This window comes from Blautia sp. AF19-10LB (assembly GCF_003461245.1).
Lineage (GTDB): Bacteria > Bacillota > Clostridia > Lachnospirales > Lachnospiraceae > Blautia_A > Blautia_A intestinihominis.
In genome coordinates, this window is sequence record NZ_QTWS01000005.1 from 34,556 (window position 1) to 53,609 (window position 19,054).

The following is a 19,054-nucleotide window of genomic DNA, read 5'->3' on the forward strand; positions in this document are numbered from 1 at the left end:
TATTCATTCCCTGTATCTGACTGTTCTGATCTGCTAGTCTGCCGGATCCACCTGAATCTGCACATAGACATATCTTGCATTTTTGCCAATATACTCATCTGCCTGATTATAATAGTTACTGCAAGTATTTAATGTATCATCATTCATTTGGTTGTTTATATCAGCGGTAATTTTTGTATCATCTGTTGCTGCTACATCGTAAAAAAGTTTACTGCTGTTTACATTCTTCTGCTTATTTATAAAATCATTCAGGTTTGAATATTCGCTCTGCTCTACTACATTCGTAAACAGATCGCCCTGTGTACTTCTGTCCGTATAAATATAATTACGGAAATACTGAGGCCATTTCCAGTATAAAGTCACCTTATATGGCATGTCCTTTGTAAATGTTGCGGAGTTATCTGTTTCTGAACCCGGAGCATTCAATTTTAATTCCTCCTCATCCCCAATCCAGCCATAATAGCCTTTTTCATTATCCAGATGTCTAAAAAAGAGGATATGTCCATTAAGAAGACGCTGGATTTTGTCATTATCTAACTCTATTGCTTTTCCGCTGTTATCTTCTGTATAGCCTTTCAGATTTAACTTAACTGCAGCCGATGTAAGTCCGCTTTTCTTCGGTATCAGATAAAATTCCAGTTTCCCGCCTGCTCCTGGTACCAGACTTTCCTGCCCGTTAAGATACCATGCCAGACCACTTGTACCTACATGAAATTCCGGATTATTTCCATTCAGATCTTTTTCTAATGTTTCTTCAGTTCCCGTATATATATCTATATATTTTTCGTACTTTTGACTTGATGTTCCCGCTGAAAGAATATTTTTATTATTTTCCTTCAATTTATCTATTTCGACCTTCTGCCTTGATCCTATACTTGCCAGTTCAAACGGTACTGTGTTCTCCGCAGAAATCTGCGTCCCTGTCATGGTAACACGGTTATTTGCCACAAACCAGGCAATACAGACTGCGACAATTGCAAGCAGTGCTGTAAATGCAAATCTGAGGCTACGCTTCGCGTTTTTCTTTTCTTCCTGTATGCGTTCCTGCAGTTCTTCCGGCGACAGATTCTCCAGTTCATCTGGAATCTGATCTGTTTTATTTCCATCTGCCATCGGTACACCTCCATATTTATCATCAAAATTTCTTCTTATGTAATGTATACTCTGTTTTATGGTATCATAGCAGAATTTCAATTTCAATAAAAACTCTTTTTATCATGAATTATAACATATTTTTTTCGACATTGTGTGGCTGTATTGTGATTTTTTTGACCAACATCAAAAGTCGCGGCCTGCACTTCCGCCTGCCACGACTTTTGATAGAAAACTTTATTGCATTCCCTCGTGAACGCCACTCTCATATTTCTCTTCCAGTTCATCTTTGAATAACTCTCTTAATGCATCACACACAACGACATCTCTCCTCTTTCTTACTGTAAGAATAGCATATTGCAGAACTCGGTTCAATGGGATTCTGGGGACGGTGTTTTCGGCTCGTTTGATGTCCCAGTGGTTTCTGGTTTAGGATATCGACAGATTCACAGTCAGATGATGATTTGTAAAGAGTTCCCTATCGGTTCATTTATTTCCAGCATGCACCTTCGCATACACTTCATTTATTGCCTCGATATAGCAATTATAGGATGAATGCCTGTCCGTATCCTGTCTGGAAAGATGCATGTTTTTTTTGACCAGATAAGTTTCCCTAACCTTCATCCAATGGGCAGGCTTCAGAAATTTTTCCTTGGAATTCAGATCTTTTATTGATATTCCCTGTTCCCAACAGTACTGATCTGATCTTGTGTTTCCTGTTTTCTTATGGATCAATCGATACCAATTCCCACAATCATCTTCTCTTACAATACAAAGATCAATGCGAAATGGCGTCTTATTTCCCTTCTCCAACTGTACTTTTTTTGTCGTAATAACTGATGTGGAATCATCGCATGTTTTCCAGTCATTCCTGACCAATATTTCATTGAAGGATTCTATGATTGTAGTTTTTAATTGCCTTGGATCATTCCATATATCAATATTTTGCGCCTCTTCAATCCACAAATTAAAGTCATAATCTATCGCTTCTCGTTCATTCTGTGTTACAAGCCCTCTTTTTTTACTGCCCGCCACAGCCATCCGTGCCTGTATCCCACGGCCTTTAAGATTTTGCACCAGTTGATTGACCATGCCGGCACAGATACGATAGGATTCTTTCAGATAGACTTTGTCTGTTACAAACTTATACATAATATTCTCCTTTCGAATCCCACGCCTTCCAGATAGCTTCGTTGCTAAATCGTTATAATATAACAAAATTCCGGTAAGTCTGCTAAGCTGGCGGACAGAAATACCGGAATGTTTTAATAACTGCAGGTATTGATTTCTTGTAAAAAGGTCAAGACGCTGAAAGTCCGAGGGGGAATTGCAAGATGTTTTTGCCTGAATTATCCTGAGAGCATCCACATCAGAAAGATGTACAGAAGAATGATGCTCCATGCATTTTTCGTCTGAATTACTATTGAGATAGTTCATGCATTCCACATGACTTTGAAACAAACTAAGAATTTTGTCGATATCTATAAAAGAAGCCTCCAAATCCGCATACGCATGGTAACTACTCCAGAAATATGTACCTGGTATCGTTTCCAATCCTGCGTGAAGTGGGTTTTGATGAATATATCGAAATATCGTTTTGAGGTGTCCCAGGTCATTTACCGGTTCACTTTTATATCGATCCTGAAACAGATTTCCTATGCGTTGATACCTCTGGTTGTACCATCTGACAAATTTTACTTCTATTTTCTGCATTATCATGCCGGGCTCTGTACTTGTATGCCCAATCAATAGATGTATATGATTATTCATAAGACAATAGGCATATACTCTGAAATTACAAATGTCTTTATAATAACGCAAAATGCTGATAAATTGCTGATAATCATATTCGTCTTCGAAAATAATCTGCTGATTAACACCTCTCAAAATGATATGGTTAATATTGAGAGCACTCTTTTTTCTGGCTTGTCTTGGCATAAATTGCTCCTTTCACAAATCACTGGGGGGGGACGGAGTTTTCCGGTTCAATTAGTGTCACTTATGGATACATCAAAAACTCCCTCCCCTATGATTGCCTGATTAGATTAGCATGTTCCTGACAGCTTTTACTTTATCTACAGAAACATGAAATACTTCTGCAATCTCTTCCATAGAGTATTTTCCTAAATCCAGCATTGACTTTATTCCTGTTTCAATTCCAGTTTTAAATCCAGCTTCTACTCCAGCTTCAAATTCTGCTTTGCGAAGTTTCTTTTCTTCCTCTTCCTTGTCATATTCAAATATGCTCATAGCAATAACCTCCGCTCGATTTTTCCTTAGAAATTCGACAAGAATTCCCTCATGGATGCATTCGTTTACAGCACGTTCCACGGCTACATCCAACTTCATTTCTTTTGTGTAATTTCGTACTTTTGCCACATACTGTGCATACTCCTTTAGTATCAGGCATTGTTCCATCAGTTCCTCGTTGTGCCCTTCATTGATATTTAAAGTGAGTACTTTTAATTCCAGATTTGGTGTCTCCGTCAGGTTCTCATATGCATCTAACAGCAAATCCTCCCACCTGTCTTCTGGTCGTTCTGTCCCATTATAGAATGCAAAAAAATTGGGGGGTGGTATCTTCTGTAAGGTTGAAGAATATAATAGTACCTCCTGTTTTTGCAGGAGTCCAAAAATGTAGTATGTTGTTTCTGCCACCATGTCAAACTCCTGCTTTTGATTTTTGTTGGGTTTAAAAGCATGAATTTCTGAAATGATTTTAGAAAAAAACAAATAGACGGCATAGATGCCTGGAATAAAAAGAAATATACTTTGGGTTTATGGTAGCATTCTTTCTCTTCTGATTCAAGGTATTTTAAAATATTTTTCCATATTACCACCGTGGGAAATGCATTATAACTCACATTGATTCAAAAAACACTGTAACACCAAACGAGTCGGAAAACTCCGTCCCTAGTGGTTTCTTCTAACTTCACCAATTGATAATCCCAGAATTTCCGCAATCTCATCAAGCGTATATTTACCCGTACTGTACATATACTGTATAATTTCTTTTTTTCCAGCTTCCCTGCCGGCCTCAAATTCTGCTTTGCGAAGTTTCTTTTCTTCCTCTTCCTTGTCATATTCGAATATACTCATTGCTATTACCTCCGACTTGTTTTTCCGAAGAAATTCTGTAAGAATATTATTCTGAATACAGTCATTCACTGCCTGTTCCACTGCAACATCTAATTCAGTCTCTCGAGCGTACTCCCTCACCTTTGCCACATATTGTGCATATTCTCTCAAAATCTGGCACTGCTCCATAAGCTCACCATTGTGACCTTCATTAATATTCAGTGTGAGTACTTTCAATTCCAGGTTCGGCTCACCCGACAGGTTTTGATATGCTTCTGAAAGATAATTTATCCAACTGTCTTCCTTCTTTTCTGTCCCATTATAAAATACAATAAAATTCGGTGCAGGAATTTTCTGAATCACTGAAGAATACAATGATCTGTGGTTTACAAACTTTTGGTATTCTGCTGATATGTAAAACAAATCTCTCAACGGCATATTAGGAGTATAGGTTGACTGATGTTCATACAAAAACAGTCCTGTATCTACAATAAATGCCAAGTCATTTTTCATTCCCATGTAGATAGCGTTTTCCAATGTTACAATTTCCAGCGCCGCTTCATCTTCATACGCACTTCCATTTACAGCATTATAAAGTGACAATAAATTCTTTCTGTCAGAAAACAGCATTCGAAATACAGTATCCTTATACTTTCTGTTTGCTGTCAGATTTTTTCTTACATTACAATTCTTCTTTACAGCAATTTTTCGATTCTTTCTTCTTGTCATAGATATACCTCCTGTTTTTTGCAGGAGTCAAAAAATGTACTGTTTTTTATCACTTCAAACTCCTGCTTTTATTTTGATCGGAATTTAAAAGCATGGATTTCTGAAATGTTTTTAGAAAAAATAAATAGACGGCAAAATGCCCTGAAAGTTTAAGAAATATGCTTTGATTTTATATTATCATTCTTTCTATGCGAGTTCAAGAAATTATTGACAGCGCAGGTTTTCAGATTAGCGTAACAAAGGTTCCTACGGTTACGCCAACGCCGACCGTTACGGTGACTCCGACTGTTTCTCCGATGCCTACTGTTACTGCAACTCCAGTTCCGACTGTTTCTCCGACACCAACCGTTACTGTAACTCCGACTGCTACTCCAAAACCAACCGCCACTCCGAAACCGACCGCCACTCCGAAACCGCGTACCTACCAGGTAAAATATGTCAAAAATACCCGGCTCAGTGTAGGAAGTCTTCCTTCTGATAAGACCAAATACACTTCCGGACGAAATGTCAAAGTTCAGAAAGCACCTTACTGCACTTCCCGTTTCTTCACCGGCTGGAATACCAGAGCCGATGGAAAAGGTACACGTTACTTACCGGGACAGACCTTTAAGATCAAACAGAACATCACTTTGTACGCACAATGGAGCCTGAGTTATACAGCTTCTTCTCTGATCTACCGTGTAACCGGCAGGCAGACCGTCACCTGCTATGGAACTTCCAACAGTCGCCTTGGCAAGGCTGTCATACCACTCACCATCAAATATGCAGGCGTCACCTACAAGGTAACTTCTGTATGGACCAAAGCTTTTACCGGAAAGAAGAATCTTTCCAGCGTTGTGATCGGACATAATGTTTCTGCCATCGGAAGCCAGGCCTTCTATAACTGCCGGAATCTCAAGGCCGTCACGATCGGTACCGGACTGACACGCATCGGTTCCCAGGCATTCCGGAATGTAAAAGCAAAATGCGTCATCACAATCAAAAGCACCTGCCTTACCACCGTTTCCTCTAAAATCGATCAGGGTGCAAAAAAGATGACCGTCCGCGTTCCAAAAGCAAAATATTCAGCCTATAACCGCCTGCTGCGAAAACACTCCAGAACAGTCCTTGTGAAACGATTCTGATCAGTCCACCATCTGTGGCTGAACCAGTTTTGCCACTGCCCGAAGTACAAGTTCCGTATTCAGCGGCTTCGCAATGTGTTCGTTCATCCCAGCTTCTTTTGACCTTATTTTATCTTCCGTAAAAGCATTTGCAGTCATTGCAATGATGGGAATTGTTCTGGCATCTTTTCTGTTCAATCTGCGGATTCTTTCGGTTGCTTCATAACCATCCATCTCCGGCATCATGACATCCATCAGGATCGCATCGAAGCAGCCTTCCGCAGATTTTTCAAAAATTTCAAGGGCTTCCCGGCCATTCCATGCCTTTGTCACAACCGCCCCCGCATTCTGTGTGATAAATTCCACGATTTCCATATTCAGTTCATTGTCCTCAACCAGAAGGATATTCATCCCGGCAATGGAACATACAGATTTCTTTGCTTTCTGTTCTGCCTCTCTTTTTTCCGCATCAATTTTGAACGGTATCGTGATCACAAATGTAGTCCCCTTGTCCTTCTCACTCTCAAAAGTAATATCTCCGCCCATTCTTTTTACAAGCGCCATCGTAATCGACATTCCAAGTCCCGTACTGCCATATTTGCTGTAACCGCCGACCCTCTCCTGCGTGAACGGTTCAAAAAGATGTTCCTGGAATTCCCGGCTCATGCCAATTCCCGTATCTCTGCAGGTAAATTCGAACACTGCAGTATCACCCTCTGTAGAAATCTCTCTGCATCTCAGCATAATCTTGCCATGCTCCTTATTATACTTGACTGCGTTACTTATAAAATTCATCATGATACGTTTTACATAAACCGGACTGCCGATCAGATTCCAGTGGGCAACTCCAATGTTGTCCTGGGTGATTTCTATTTTTCGTTCCTCCGCCATTTTTTCGATTACTTTAAGAACGCTTTGTTCTATATCATGAAGGTTAAATGGAACCTCCTCCAGCATAATCTCACCGGATTCCAGTTTTCCCATATCAAGAACCTCATTGATCAGCTCCAGCAGAAGGTGAGAGGCATCCCTGATCTTTTCTCTGCATTCTGCCAGTTTATTTATATCATTATGGTAATAATCCGCGACCTCGAGCATCCCGCAGATTCCATTGATCGGTGTGCGGATATCATGACTCATTCTCCTGAGGAAATTTGTCTTGGCTTCATTGGCACGCTCTGCAGTATCCAGTGCTTCTTTCAGAAGCTTCTGCTGTCGGATTTCAGCCTCCACGACATCATCTACATTCAGGAATCCCAGCACAATGATCCCTGAATCCTCGTTTCTGATAACGCGGAACTGATAATAATGAATCTCATCTCCGTTTTTTACCCGGTAGTTGCCCTTGTACTCTTCTTTTTCCCTGATCCTCTTACGCACATTGCGAAGCCTCAGTACTTCATGCAGCATATCGCGGTCATCCGGATGCACCCGCTCTTCAATGTATTTTGCAAGAAACTTCTTATAAGAATAGCTGCCGTCCTCTTTCTTCTTCAGTCCATCTTCATTTCCCTCTTCCTCTTTGATGATCGAGAGCGTTTTTTCTCGGAGATTCAGAAGATATACATCCCTGTAATTGCTGCTGAGTGTACGGACAATACTGACCTGCGTCTCATATTCCTCCTGTGACCGGGTAATATCCACTCCATACAAAAGTCCCTCCAGATGATTATTCGACGGATTTATCAAAAGCCGTACCACGTACTTTGAAATACGTGCAATATTGTCATCATAATAGCATTTCGAAATTCTCGTTATCTCCACCTGTCCTGCATTGTAGTTCTCAAGCATGGAGTTTCGACAGAAAGCATCGATGAAATCCTGTCTGTCCTGCTCCTTCGGAATATACTGTGCCGTATCCCGGACAAACGCATCAATCGTACAATCCGACTCCAGTGTATCCACGATCGCAGATGTTCCACCGGTTTTGAGTATCTTATCATCCGTGATATCCAGATGAAAATATCCCGCCGCATGAGAAATGGAACCGATCAGGGAATTCAGTTGATTTTCATATATTTTGCGTGCATTTACATCATTATCCTCGCATGCGGCAGCGATTACAAAATCCTGCTCATCCTCCGTTTCACCGTTTCTGGTAACCAGAAGATAGTAATAATGCGTCTCTTCTCCTGCACTCCTGAAATGTACCCTGAAACTCGATGAATTTGCAAGTTTCTGTTCCAGATAATCCAGTTCCATTTTTTTCAGGACGTAGCTGCGGTCATCTGGATGGATATAGCGGGTAAGATATTCCCTCACTGTATCATAATCCGCATTATCTTTCACAATACTGTTGTCCGGATCATTTGTAAATTCAGAGCGGTAAACAGAAATTGTTTTCTGCTGACGGTTGACAGAATAAACTGCCACATAGTCCGAAGCAAGCCGATTGACTGCCCCCAGAAGACGCAGAGATTTCTCTCCTGTAGGAATCGCACTTGACAGTCTCTCTCCCTCTGCAACGGTACTGAAAACCAGTGCATGCCCTCTGCCGCCGTCTGGAAGGATGGTATCCACCGCATCCACAGTCTCGTAAATATGACGAATGGGATCCAGATACGTCTTTGGACCACAGATTCCATTGACAACCGGACACGGCGGACATGGTGCATCCAGTCCCATCAGTGCTTTGTAACATTTCATTCCCATCTGAAGACTCGGATAGATTTCCTTCGCTGTCTCGTTAAACCCAATAATATTGTAATCCCCGTCAATACTGTAATATCCTGATGAATGTGCCCCCATAAAGTCCCCTTTCCTGTTCCATTCTATTTCGTAACTGTTCAGCACCCTCACAGTCACGAGTCAAAATGCCTCGCGGGATACTGCTTTCTGAATAGTTACCTAACTGTTTAATACATCGAACTGCATAAACAGTATTATCAATAAGAGTATATCATTTTTTGAAGCAATTGGAAATCTGTTTATTTGTTGTGGAAAATATAAAAATTTATTACTAATAACCAGATGTTTAGCACAACTGAAGCATATGATATCATTTGTTATAGAATTTGATCAGGAATGCTCTTAGTTATAAAGTCGCGGCAGGTATCTTCGCATCTCATATACCCGCCACGACTTTGGATAAAATTTTATTCTAACGCATATTATGTTCTTCCAGCATTTTTAATTTTCCCATACACACCTGGAATTGAATTACAGCCAGCTTTCCAGAACATCATTCAGCTTATTCATATCCAATGGTTTTGCAATATGTCCATTCATGCCTGTATTTTTGGCCAGCTGTACATCTTCTGCAAAAGCATTGGCAGTCATGGCAACAATTGGCAGTTTTCCCTGTTCACCCGGAAGGCTCCTGATTGCCGCTGTTGCCTCATAACCATTCATAACAGGCATTTGAATATCCATAAAAACAAGATCATACAATCCTTCCGGAGAAGCTTCCACTTTTTCAACTGCAATTTTTCCATTTTCCGCTGTTTCCACTTCTGCCCCTGTCATCTGCAGAATTTCAACAGCAATTTCTCTGTTCAACTCATTATCCTCAACCAGCAGAATCCTTTTTCCTGTGTAATCTGCTTCAGACAGCTCATCCAGATAATTTCTTGCTGTTTTTTCTTTTCTGCCAGAAGTAAACTGCCGCAATGTAGCCGTTAGCCGGGAACGGAACAGCGGTTTTGCAATAAAAGCATCTACGCCTGCAGCCTTTGCTTCTTCTTCGATCTCGCTGAATTCATAAGATGTCAGTACAATAATGGTAATCTCTTTCCCTATCCGTTTCCGGATCTGTCTGGCTGTCTCTATGCCATCCATTTCCGGCATCTTCCAGTCCAGGATAACAGCAAAATAATCATTTTTTAGCTCATGACGTGCATAACAACGTTCAACAGCTTCCCTGCCAGAGAGGACCCATTCGCCTGTAATCCCAATCTCCTTCAATGTGGCAACTGTACTTTCACAGCATGTCTTATCATCATCCACAACCAGAACAGGCAGATTCATCAGATTTCTGTCCTGTTCTTTTTCTTTTTCCTGAAGTTCCAGATAAATTGTTACTGTAATTTTAGTTCCCTTATGTAAGGTGCTTTCCACTTTAATATTACCATTCATCAGGTTCACAATATTTCTGCTGATTGCCATTCCAAGACCTGTTCCCTGAACTCTGGTTGTCCGATGGTCATCTGCGCGGCTGAAAGGATCAAACATGATTTTCTGGAATTCCGGTGACATACCGATTCCATTATCCTCAATCGTAAATTCATAGCATCCAAGTTCCGAAAATCCATTTGGCTTTTCCTCTATGGAAAAAGTAATATTCCCACCATCCGGTGTATACTTGATCGCATTACTCATCAGATTCACAAATACCTGCTGGATTCTCAGGCTATCACCACAGACACTCTCATGTTCAATGTGATTAATGTGTATATCTAAATTGTGTTTATGTTCATCAATCACCGGTTTTGTGAGTGTTATAAGATTATCCACCAGATCTGGCAGATTGAAATCCTCCTGTGCCAGCGTCATTTTTCCACTTTCAATACGTGCCATATCCAGCACTTCATTAATCAGCCCCAGCAGATGACGGCTTGATTTTGTAATTTTGCTGAGACACTCAATGACTCTGTCCTGACTCTCAATATTTGCTCCTGCGATTGCCGTCAGACCCACAATGGCATTCATCGGCGTCCGGATATCATGGGACATATTGGAAAGGAATTCTGTTTTCGCACGATTTGCATTTTCTGCGGATCGGTAAGCCTCTTTCAGTGCCTGACGGGATTCAATCTCTGCTTTCTTCTCCTGTGTCACATCCATGGATGCCAGCAATACCTTTACCAGCTTTCCATTCTCCCATTCCAGAGGAATATAAGAAGCGATTTTATAAATCTTTTCATCCAGGCTGCAGTACTCAAACTTATAAATATCATTTTCACTTTTCAGATTCTTCCGGATATTTTCCGGTGCTGTCAGGATATCCATAGTCTCCAGTGGTTCCAGTGTCTTATACTTTTCAAGAACCTGTATCTGAAAATCATGATAGAATCCCAAAGGTTTATATATCATCTGTCCATTCAGGTTGTAGAATTCATATCTGTCATTTTCCAGATCACAGACAACAAAACGGTCAACCAGACGCACAATGCTCTGGATCAGCTGCTCCATGGAAGCATTGTCCGCTGCCATTTGCAGATGCCGTGCGCTCTCCACCTTTGCCTCTGTAATATCCCGCAGGAAAATCATGGCATATTCTGAATCCTCTATCTCTCCACGTATGATCACATTACGGACCCATCGTTCTTCACCATTCAGAGTGATGCGGCACTCCAAAGCCAGTTCTGTTTCCAGACCCTTCAGCCTTTCTGCAACATAACCACGGTCGTAAAAAGCGGATACCGCCTTCTTATCTGTCTCCACAACATAGGAATCCACAAAATGACGGATCAGTTCATCCCATGTATGACTCTGTTCAAAGACTGTCATCAGGGACGGTTCAACCTTAAAGGTATCAAAAGTATTCGCTTCCAGATTCACATAATACTCGCACAGGTCTGCTTTCGTAAAAGCCCTGTGGAAAGCAGCAGATTTTTGTGCCTGCATGGTCTCTTTTTTCTCTGCATCAATATTAATAAAAATCCCGGCAATCCTGCTGGCAGAACCATCCAGCCGGCGTATCACTTCTGCCGATGCCCGAAACCACTGGTATTGATTATCCTTCATTCTCATACGATACTCTACCTGGTATTTTATCTGGTTCGTCTTATCCTTAATTGCCGCCTGAAGCTGCACCATTACTCTTTCTTTATCCTGTGGATGCAGAAGGTCTGACCAGGATTCCAGTTTATTCGGAAAGTCCAGAGTGTCATGATAGCCAAGCATTTTTCGGAATTCATGACTCCAGTTTGCATTCACAATCTCACTGTTTTCGTCACAGTCAAAATACCAGAAGCCGGAATAGATAGCCTCATTGAGCAGTGCCAAATTTACATGATCCCAGTTGACCTGTACGGACATAACCCAGATCTGTCTGCCTGCTTCATCTGTCGCATCCTCTTTATAAAGCCGTACATTATTCACGGTACCGTCCGCAGTAAGGATCTGTGCTTCCCCTGCTCCGTGAAGCTGCGAAAAACGGTCTCGATTCATTATATCTTCCCCATTATAAAAGAAGTTTTTCAATGAGCCTTTTGTCTGTTTCATGAAAGTATCGAATGTATATCCTGTACTATGCAACAGCAGATTATTCACAGACAAAATAGACAGGTTTTGGTCATAAGATCCTGTCATTATACCTACCCCGCCATTATTTTCCAGTGTTTTCTGTACGGCCTGTAACATGGCCTGTGTCTGCCCCGTTACATTCTCACCTAATGAATATATTTTGTCTTCATAATTTTTCATTTTATAAAAATCCTCTCTCCGTCTTATGCCTTCTTCATCCTGCTTTTATCTGTATACAGAGAACCTGTCCCTGCCAGTTTTCTTACCCATTTTGCCATTTTGGCATACAAAAAAGAACACATGCCAAAATATGCCAGTGTCCCTACTACATTTCTTCAAAATCACACATCCGTATAGTATAAAAGTTATCGAAATCTCTTCCGTTTTCACATCTTTTCTATATATGATATGAAAACAGTGGCAACCGGCTGACCTGGTCAAACTTTTTGACTTTAGCCCCTTCTGGCTTTGCGTCCCTGCCTTTCAGCAGGTTTGCCTTTAAATAATTTCTATTTTTATCAAAAACAAAATACCATAAAGTTTTCCATACGTCAATATTGCTGGATAGAAAATCTGTGTATTTTGCGTATGCCAGCCTGCATTGTCAGTTATCGATCGGCTCGCCAAACCACTCACCATAAAATTATTTATTACAATTTCACTGGCTGCAAGATGTGGAACCTTTACACCATCTCCTTTTCCACAAAATAAGAGCCTTGCCGAAGCAAGGCTCTTACTAAGCGTTTTTCTTCGATTCAAAGAATCTATTCGGCTTGTGATTACCGCATAAATCAACCAGTTATAATCTTTTCATTTTATCCATGATACTCTCCATTATACTGGATCAATGTAATATCTTCTACATTTGTGATCTTCCGGATCCTCTCTGTGAAATCGAGATCATTCTGCCGACAGAATACCTCAACTGCCATCTCTGTTTTCTCCCCACGCATCGTCTTTGACTTTATGAAATATTTCATTTTTCCAAAGTTGCGGATAATTTCATCACCTGCCTCATCTCCCTGATAATGAATCACTGCGATATAGATCCTGCCCTTCTGCTGCTTATGATAGAACAAAAAGATCATTGCGATCATCACAACTGCCGCGATCAGAGCCAGCACATACATTCCTGCTCCGGTTGTGATTCCTGTAGTGATCGCCCAGAAAAGATATAGCAGATCCATCGGATCTTTCACCGCTGTACGGAAACGAACGATAGACAACGCTCCGACCATACCAAGTGAGATCACAATGTTCGTACTGATCGCCAGAGTAACCATACAGGTAAGAAGCGTCATTCCGACCAAAGTAACCGCAAAGCTTCTGGAAAAGATTACCCCTACATAAAATTTGCTGTAAACCATATAGATCACCGCTCCAAGAAGCAATGCAATGATCAGCGAAATTGCCATCTTCGGTGCATTAAAGCTATCAAATACGCCGGATTCCAGCACCGACTTCTTAATCATATCTTGTATACTCATAATAGTTTTCTCTCCTGTGTTTCATTCCAATATTCAAATCCATGCAAATACTGCGATTTGTCATAACAGAGTACATATTTTGATACTGCTGTGAATTCTTGTGCATTTGGTGGAAGCAAGTCACGCACGATCTGTGGAAGCATCTCTGTGAATTTCACTTCCATAACCAGTTTCCCCGGTTCAAGCACCGGAAGTGTCGGAAGGGACGGATCAAAGATGTCATAACTTCCGACCGCAGCCCTCACATCACTGTCAAATGTAATCCTGACTGTCCCCTCATCCATGATCCACGGTACACGGTCATAGTCAACGATCGTGCGTGGACGCATGAGATTGCTGACACATTCCACATAAAATTCTCTGCACAACGGATACGGACTGCTTAACAAAAATTTATAATCTCCATCAAGGATCTTATAGAATTCTTCCTTTGTCAGCGGAGCACTTTCTTTATAAATATAACTTCCGAATTTCTTCTTCCGCTCCAGCTTGATCGAACGGTCACTACAATCATAAATACGGATCCTGTATTTTTTTCGCATCAGGACACCAGATTCCTTTTCCGCATAAGCGCTGTTGAAATAATCTTCAAAATAGAGGCTGCGGATCATATAACCATTTCCCTTTGCATTTGGATCCTTTTTCAGCAAATGCTTCATCCTCAGCTCCAGCAATTTTTTCTCACTGGTACTGATCAGATATTTCCATTCATTACGGAAGCGTTCTTTTGATAAATCATTCCTCATAAATATCTTCCTCAACGTTTTGTCCGCCTGTAATGTAGAAACATTTCATACCATAATTCTTTCCAGCGTCTGTTACATAATAATCAAAAGCATCCTGCGTCTGTCCAGATGTATTTGTCGCACGGACACGCACAAAATACTGACCATCTGCCGGAACTGTAGTCTCCGCTTCCGGAATTTGAATATTCTCCTTACGAAATACAATCTCATTAAACTTATAATCTTTTGCCAGTTCAACTGTGTAAGTGATCGTCTCTGCATCAAAGTCATACGATGCGTCCCAGTTGAACTTCAAAATATTTCCCTCGATTACCGGTTTTCCGATAAAAAACGGCATTGGCTTTTCCAGGCTCTCCTTATAAAGTTTATAATTTTGTTCTACCTCTGAAGGGATTGCCGATGCAATTGTTTCATACTTCGCTTCAGTCAACGGTGCATACATCTGGTCCGGCATCTGATTTAAATACTTCTGAGTAACTGTACGATATTCCTCTATCATACTACTGATCCGATCCACACTGAGATAGGATCTCAGATCCTGGATCGCCGCGTCAAGTTCCTCACGGAAATCCTCGGACTGCAGACATCTTTGAAAAAGAACATTTCCCCAGTAATTGCTGACTCCACATTCCCAACTTTCCTGATCGAAACGATTCTGAATGTTGTATTCGGTTCTCATGAAAGAGCCGTCATTATCCCACGCAATCAGATACCATGTGTCCGAATTCTGTGGACTATATAAATATGTATTACGATTCTGTGTATCTACATTTCCGGTCAGTATCTGATACGCCATCCAGTACGTCAGATTTTCTCTGTCAAAATATTGATCCAGGATATCCGCAATCGGTTGAGAAATATCATTCAGATCTGTCAGCATTTGAATCAGTTTCGTATGATCTGAATTTCCTTTGATCTCCAGGAGCTTTTCAAAGGCTTTCTGGTCATAGGTCGGATCGTCTTCTTTTTTTATTACATCTTCATAGCGGAAAAACTCAAACGAATTAATTTTGTACAACTGTCCTTTCGAATCCATTCCATGGTTCTTCATTCCTGTCTTGTTCAGCTGTTCCACCTGTGTGTACAATCCATAGTCCTGGAATTCTGAGCTGTCCCCCTCGGTAAGATCTCTTACATATAAATGTACGAACTGAGTTCTAAGAGACATCAGCTGCGGTATCCCTTTCAGAAGATCGTAGGACAGCTTATTACGGAAACGCATTCCCTCTGTCTGATGTTTATTCAGATTGATTGTGCGCTGTCCACGCCAGGTTCCTTTGTTCTTCTTCAGCTCAATCTTGTAGTTTTTCTGTGCATTACGGCTTGATGTCTGTCCTCTGATCTGCACAGTAGCATTCGGCACATTTTCACCATATCCAACCTCCCCGCTCTGCGGACCTGACTCATCACCAACCTGAAGAAGCGCCGCTGTCTGGTAACGGTCTACTCCCATCTTGTCATAATCATAGGCCGAATAACTGTTGATCTCCTTCCAGGTGTGATCCGTTCCCTCTGAAGAATTTCCGCGGGAAACGGTGAGATACATCGTCACAACACTTGTCTCGTCATCATTTTCATAGAGACTATCCTTATCCCTGAGGTGAACGTCGTTGATATCCTGTGTCTCTGCCTTTTTTATCTCTTCCTGTTGTTCTGTCTGTTTCTTTGAAGTATCCCCTGTTTTCTCCGGGGTGGTACATCCCGTCAGGCAACAGGACATTCCTAATAAAAGGGCACATACCAACGCAAGTAATTTATATTTTTTCAAGCTTATCTCCCCTCTCTATTTTCTCTTCCAAAAAGCATCCAAGCCGTGTGAAGAAACCTGTTTTATCCTCTGCTACAATCGGCTGTACACTCAAAATATAATACGGAAGTTTTTTTATAAAATATCCAAGACGCAGTGTACAGATCAAAAAGAACACTGCACTTCCCAGCAAAAATCCAAACCCATAATACACCTGTGGGAAGAATAAAGACACACAGGTAAATGTCGTCGTACACGCGGCGAACATTCCTGTTGCAAATAATGCTCCTTTGTAATCTGTAAAATAAAGTAAGATCAACATCATTGTGTTAGCAATTGCATAGAGTCCATAGCCGACACAGAGTGTACGGAAATATCCTTCCATAAGATCATTAAATCCAAGCGGAAGATATGTCAGAAGCAGCTGTCCGATCGAAATCGCCAGTGCCGTTGTAAGTAGCTGCTTTAACGCCGTATATTTCAGCTCCATGTTTAAAACCTTTCTCATCTCATTTCCCGCCTGCAGGATATCCTTGATTTCTCCCTTGTCATTAAACAAACTATAATAATTCCGATATTTCGGATAGAAATTCACTTCCACAGATACAACGAAATTAACGGTTGTAATAAGAATCGTCAAATAGGCGATCATCGCAGGTACATCATGATACGGTGCACCATAAAATAATCCCTGAACATGTACACGGATCGGTCCGCACCACATGATAACAAGATGTGCAAATAGTCCGATGTTCGTGAACAAGCCTGTAAACGCAAGCGGAAGGAACTGATCCACCCAGCGTAAAAAGAAAAATGCACTGATCTCTCTCTGCGGAAAATAACGGTACAACAGCGTCACATCCCAAAGCAGCATAATTCCATAACCGATCGTAACTGCGATCATCAACGCCTCTACATGTGGAATCCCAATCAGGATCAATAGGAATCCGACCAACAATGATACCGCTACCGCTGTAATAAATGAAATAAGAATCCCTTTGTAATCCTTGATCGCTGTCAGATAACTCATCGCATTCCAGGTGACGATCAATTCTCCGAAAAACTCCAGGCACAAAAACTGATCGATCAGATTGATTCCTGAAAACAGAAGAAAAATCCCATACATGATTCCGCCGACTAAAAGCAGGATCGCTGTTGAACCCCAGAAAGAAGAAAGCACCGCCTCGTGGCGTTCTTCATACAGCATATCCGCAATATATCTCGTCACGACCATAGAGAAGAAACTGGTCACGGTCAACGAAGCGAGAAGTGTGTAAGTAATCATACAGTTCAGAAGTTCCCGGTTATGTCTCGTCGCACCGGTATGATCGCAGATAAAAGCGATTCCTACCAACAGCACGATACCGAGCAGCATCGGACCTGTACAGATCACTCCTGCATACCCATACGCTTTTGCCGTCGCTGCAAGTCCGCGCTTCTGGAATAATTTTTTTAACTCAAATCCGATTCCGGCCATCTGCCTCTTCCACCTCCTGATACATCTTCCGGTACTTTTCAATCATTTCTTCTTTTCGATAATATGCTTTCACTCGTTTCTGTGCCTTCTCCCCCATGCGGAGTCTCCGAGCTCTGGAAGCGCACATCTGATCCATTGCCTGCGCGAGCCCCTCTCGATACATCGGTGGAACACAATATCCTGCTGTTCCGTATCGATCCTCCTCATTACCATTCAGAAGCTCCCTGCAGCATCCTACATCTGTAGTCACACAAGGCCGCCTTGCAGCAAATGATTCTAAAACAGACAGCGGCTGTCCTTCCGATATACTCGTCAAAATTGTAAAATCCAGCTTCTCCATATAAGAGATGATATCCACTCGTCCTGTAAAGATCACATTTTCCAGATGAAGCTGATCGACCAGCGCATAACACTCCTGCGCATACTCCTCATCATCGACGCCTCCCATAATGTGGAGACGCACATGTTCTCTTGTCGTGCAAAGCTCATAAAACGCATAGATCATCGTCTTGATATCCTTGATCGGTGCCAGACGCACGATCGCACCGATGTCAACCCATCCGTCTTCCTCTTTCAATGGAATAGGGGAAAGCCTTTCATAGTTGATTCCGTTCTCAACGACACGACATTTCTCCTTGTCACATCCCATCTGGATCTGTGCATGCATGGCATTGGTAAATAATGCTGAGACTAGAAACGCTCTCGTATAAATAATATCCGACAGCATATAGAAGAAAGAAATCCACTGCTTTTTAAATGCCGGCTGTACCCATTTTGCACGAATGATCTCTTCTTCACGCTCTCTTGTGTATATTCCATGCTCTGTCAGCAGCACTTTCTTCTTATAAACATACCCGCCCAGGCATGCAAGAAGTCCGCCATATCCTGTACAGATTGCATGATAGACATCTGCCTTGGGCACTTCACTTCCCATTAGATAAAAGACCGGAAGCAGCATAGAACGCATTGTGTGAAATGCATCCGCAAACGGAGTATATGGATAATCTTTTATACAGCACTCCGTCAATATATTCAGGAATTCCTCACTTCTTAAAAAAGACATAGGATTCAGCTTCTGGTCATGATAGAGCCGAAACAAGATTTCCCAATTCGGGCGTCTACACAGCATCAGCTCTTTCAGGCTGTTCGTCTCTTCCTCTGTAAAGGCATGAAGCATTTTTCCTGAATCCTTCAGCCGCAAGGCGTCATCCAGAAAGACCTCGTGAACTTCTACAACATTTTTCGGAAGCTCGTAGACAAATTTCCCTTTATCCTTCGCATTTGCCCCAATCACCCACAGAACAAACTCATGCTCTTTCATTTCATTGATATACTGGTGCATCCAGGTGGATACACCTCCAAATATGTAGGGATAACACCCCTCCAATATGAGACAGATTCTCACAATT

General features: G+C 41.6%; 13 protein-coding genes and 1 riboswitch. Of the genes, 1 reads left to right on the plus strand and 12 read right to left on the minus strand.

Features of this window, described 5'->3' with window-relative positions:
* Positions 1-33: 33 nt before the first annotated feature.
* From DWX28_RS04635 to DWX28_RS04655, 4 genes are all read right to left on the minus strand, one after another.
* Entirely contained in the window at positions 34-1,113 is a 1,080-nt protein-coding gene (locus tag DWX28_RS04635) for a hypothetical protein (RefSeq protein WP_118251993.1), read from the minus strand.
* 465 nt (positions 1,114-1,578) lie between these two features.
* The gene (locus tag DWX28_RS04645; protein ID WP_118251995.1) at positions 1,579-3,030 is read right to left on the minus strand and encodes a transposase; all 1,452 of its coding nucleotides are present in this window, start codon (positions 3,028-3,030) and stop codon (positions 1,579-1,581) included.
* 102 nt (positions 3,031-3,132) lie between these two features.
* Positions 3,133-3,753: a hypothetical protein gene (locus DWX28_RS04650; RefSeq protein WP_118251996.1), complete on the minus strand. Its 621-nt coding sequence runs from the start codon at positions 3,751-3,753 to the stop codon at positions 3,133-3,135.
* 252 nt (positions 3,754-4,005) lie between these two features.
* A complete protein-coding gene (locus tag DWX28_RS04655) occupies positions 4,006-4,899 on the minus strand; it encodes a hypothetical protein (protein WP_118251997.1) in 894 nt (297 codons plus the stop codon).
* A gap of 188 nt (positions 4,900-5,087) precedes the next feature.
* Here DWX28_RS04655 and DWX28_RS04660 point away from each other — a divergent pair, with 188 nt between their 5' ends.
* Positions 5,088-6,023 (plus strand): leucine-rich repeat protein, encoded by a 936-nt coding sequence (locus tag DWX28_RS04660; protein WP_118251998.1) that lies wholly within the window; start codon positions 5,088-5,090, stop codon positions 6,021-6,023.
* Here DWX28_RS04660 and DWX28_RS19820 read toward each other — a convergent pair whose 3' ends face one another.
* The 8 genes from DWX28_RS19820 to pelF form a co-directional block, all read right to left on the minus strand.
* Positions 6,024-8,750, minus strand: coding sequence for a hybrid sensor histidine kinase/response regulator (locus tag DWX28_RS19820; protein WP_243002333.1), 2,727 nt, complete (start codon positions 8,748-8,750; stop codon positions 6,024-6,026).
* Positions 8,751-9,161: 411 nt separating this feature from the next.
* Complete coding sequence (locus DWX28_RS04670; RefSeq protein WP_118251999.1) at positions 9,162-12,368, minus strand: response regulator; 3,207 nt, start codon at positions 12,366-12,368, stop codon at positions 9,162-9,164.
* A gap of 236 nt (positions 12,369-12,604) precedes the next feature.
* Positions 12,605-12,695, minus strand: a riboswitch (cyclic di-GMP riboswitch).
* Entirely contained in the window at positions 12,687-12,947 is a 261-nt protein-coding gene (locus tag DWX28_RS04675; protein ID WP_147342081.1) for a hypothetical protein, read from the minus strand. (Overlaps the previous riboswitch by 9 nt.)
* Positions 12,948-13,003: 56 nt before the next feature.
* Positions 13,004-13,675, minus strand: coding sequence for a DUF4956 domain-containing protein (locus DWX28_RS04680; RefSeq protein WP_118252001.1), 672 nt, complete (start codon positions 13,673-13,675; stop codon positions 13,004-13,006).
* Complete coding sequence (locus DWX28_RS04685; RefSeq protein WP_118252002.1) at positions 13,672-14,421, minus strand: polyphosphate polymerase domain-containing protein; 750 nt, start codon at positions 14,419-14,421, stop codon at positions 13,672-13,674. Before DWX28_RS04685 ends, DWX28_RS04680 begins: the two co-directional genes overlap by 4 nt.
* A complete protein-coding gene (locus DWX28_RS04690) occupies positions 14,411-16,189 on the minus strand; it encodes a CotH kinase family protein (protein WP_243002335.1) in 1,779 nt (592 codons plus the stop codon). Before DWX28_RS04690 ends, DWX28_RS04685 begins: the two co-directional genes overlap by 11 nt.
* Positions 16,176-17,645, minus strand: a complete 1,470-nt coding sequence (pelG, locus tag DWX28_RS04695; protein ID WP_118252003.1) for an exopolysaccharide Pel transporter PelG — start codon at positions 17,643-17,645, stop codon at positions 16,176-16,178. The genes DWX28_RS04690 and pelG overlap by 14 nt, the downstream gene beginning before the upstream one ends.
* Positions 17,626-19,050: a GT4 family glycosyltransferase PelF gene (gene pelF / locus DWX28_RS04700; protein ID WP_118252004.1), complete on the minus strand. Its 1,425-nt coding sequence runs from the start codon at positions 19,048-19,050 to the stop codon at positions 17,626-17,628. The genes pelG and pelF overlap by 20 nt, the downstream gene beginning before the upstream one ends.
* Between the last annotated feature and the right edge of the window lie 4 nt (positions 19,051-19,054).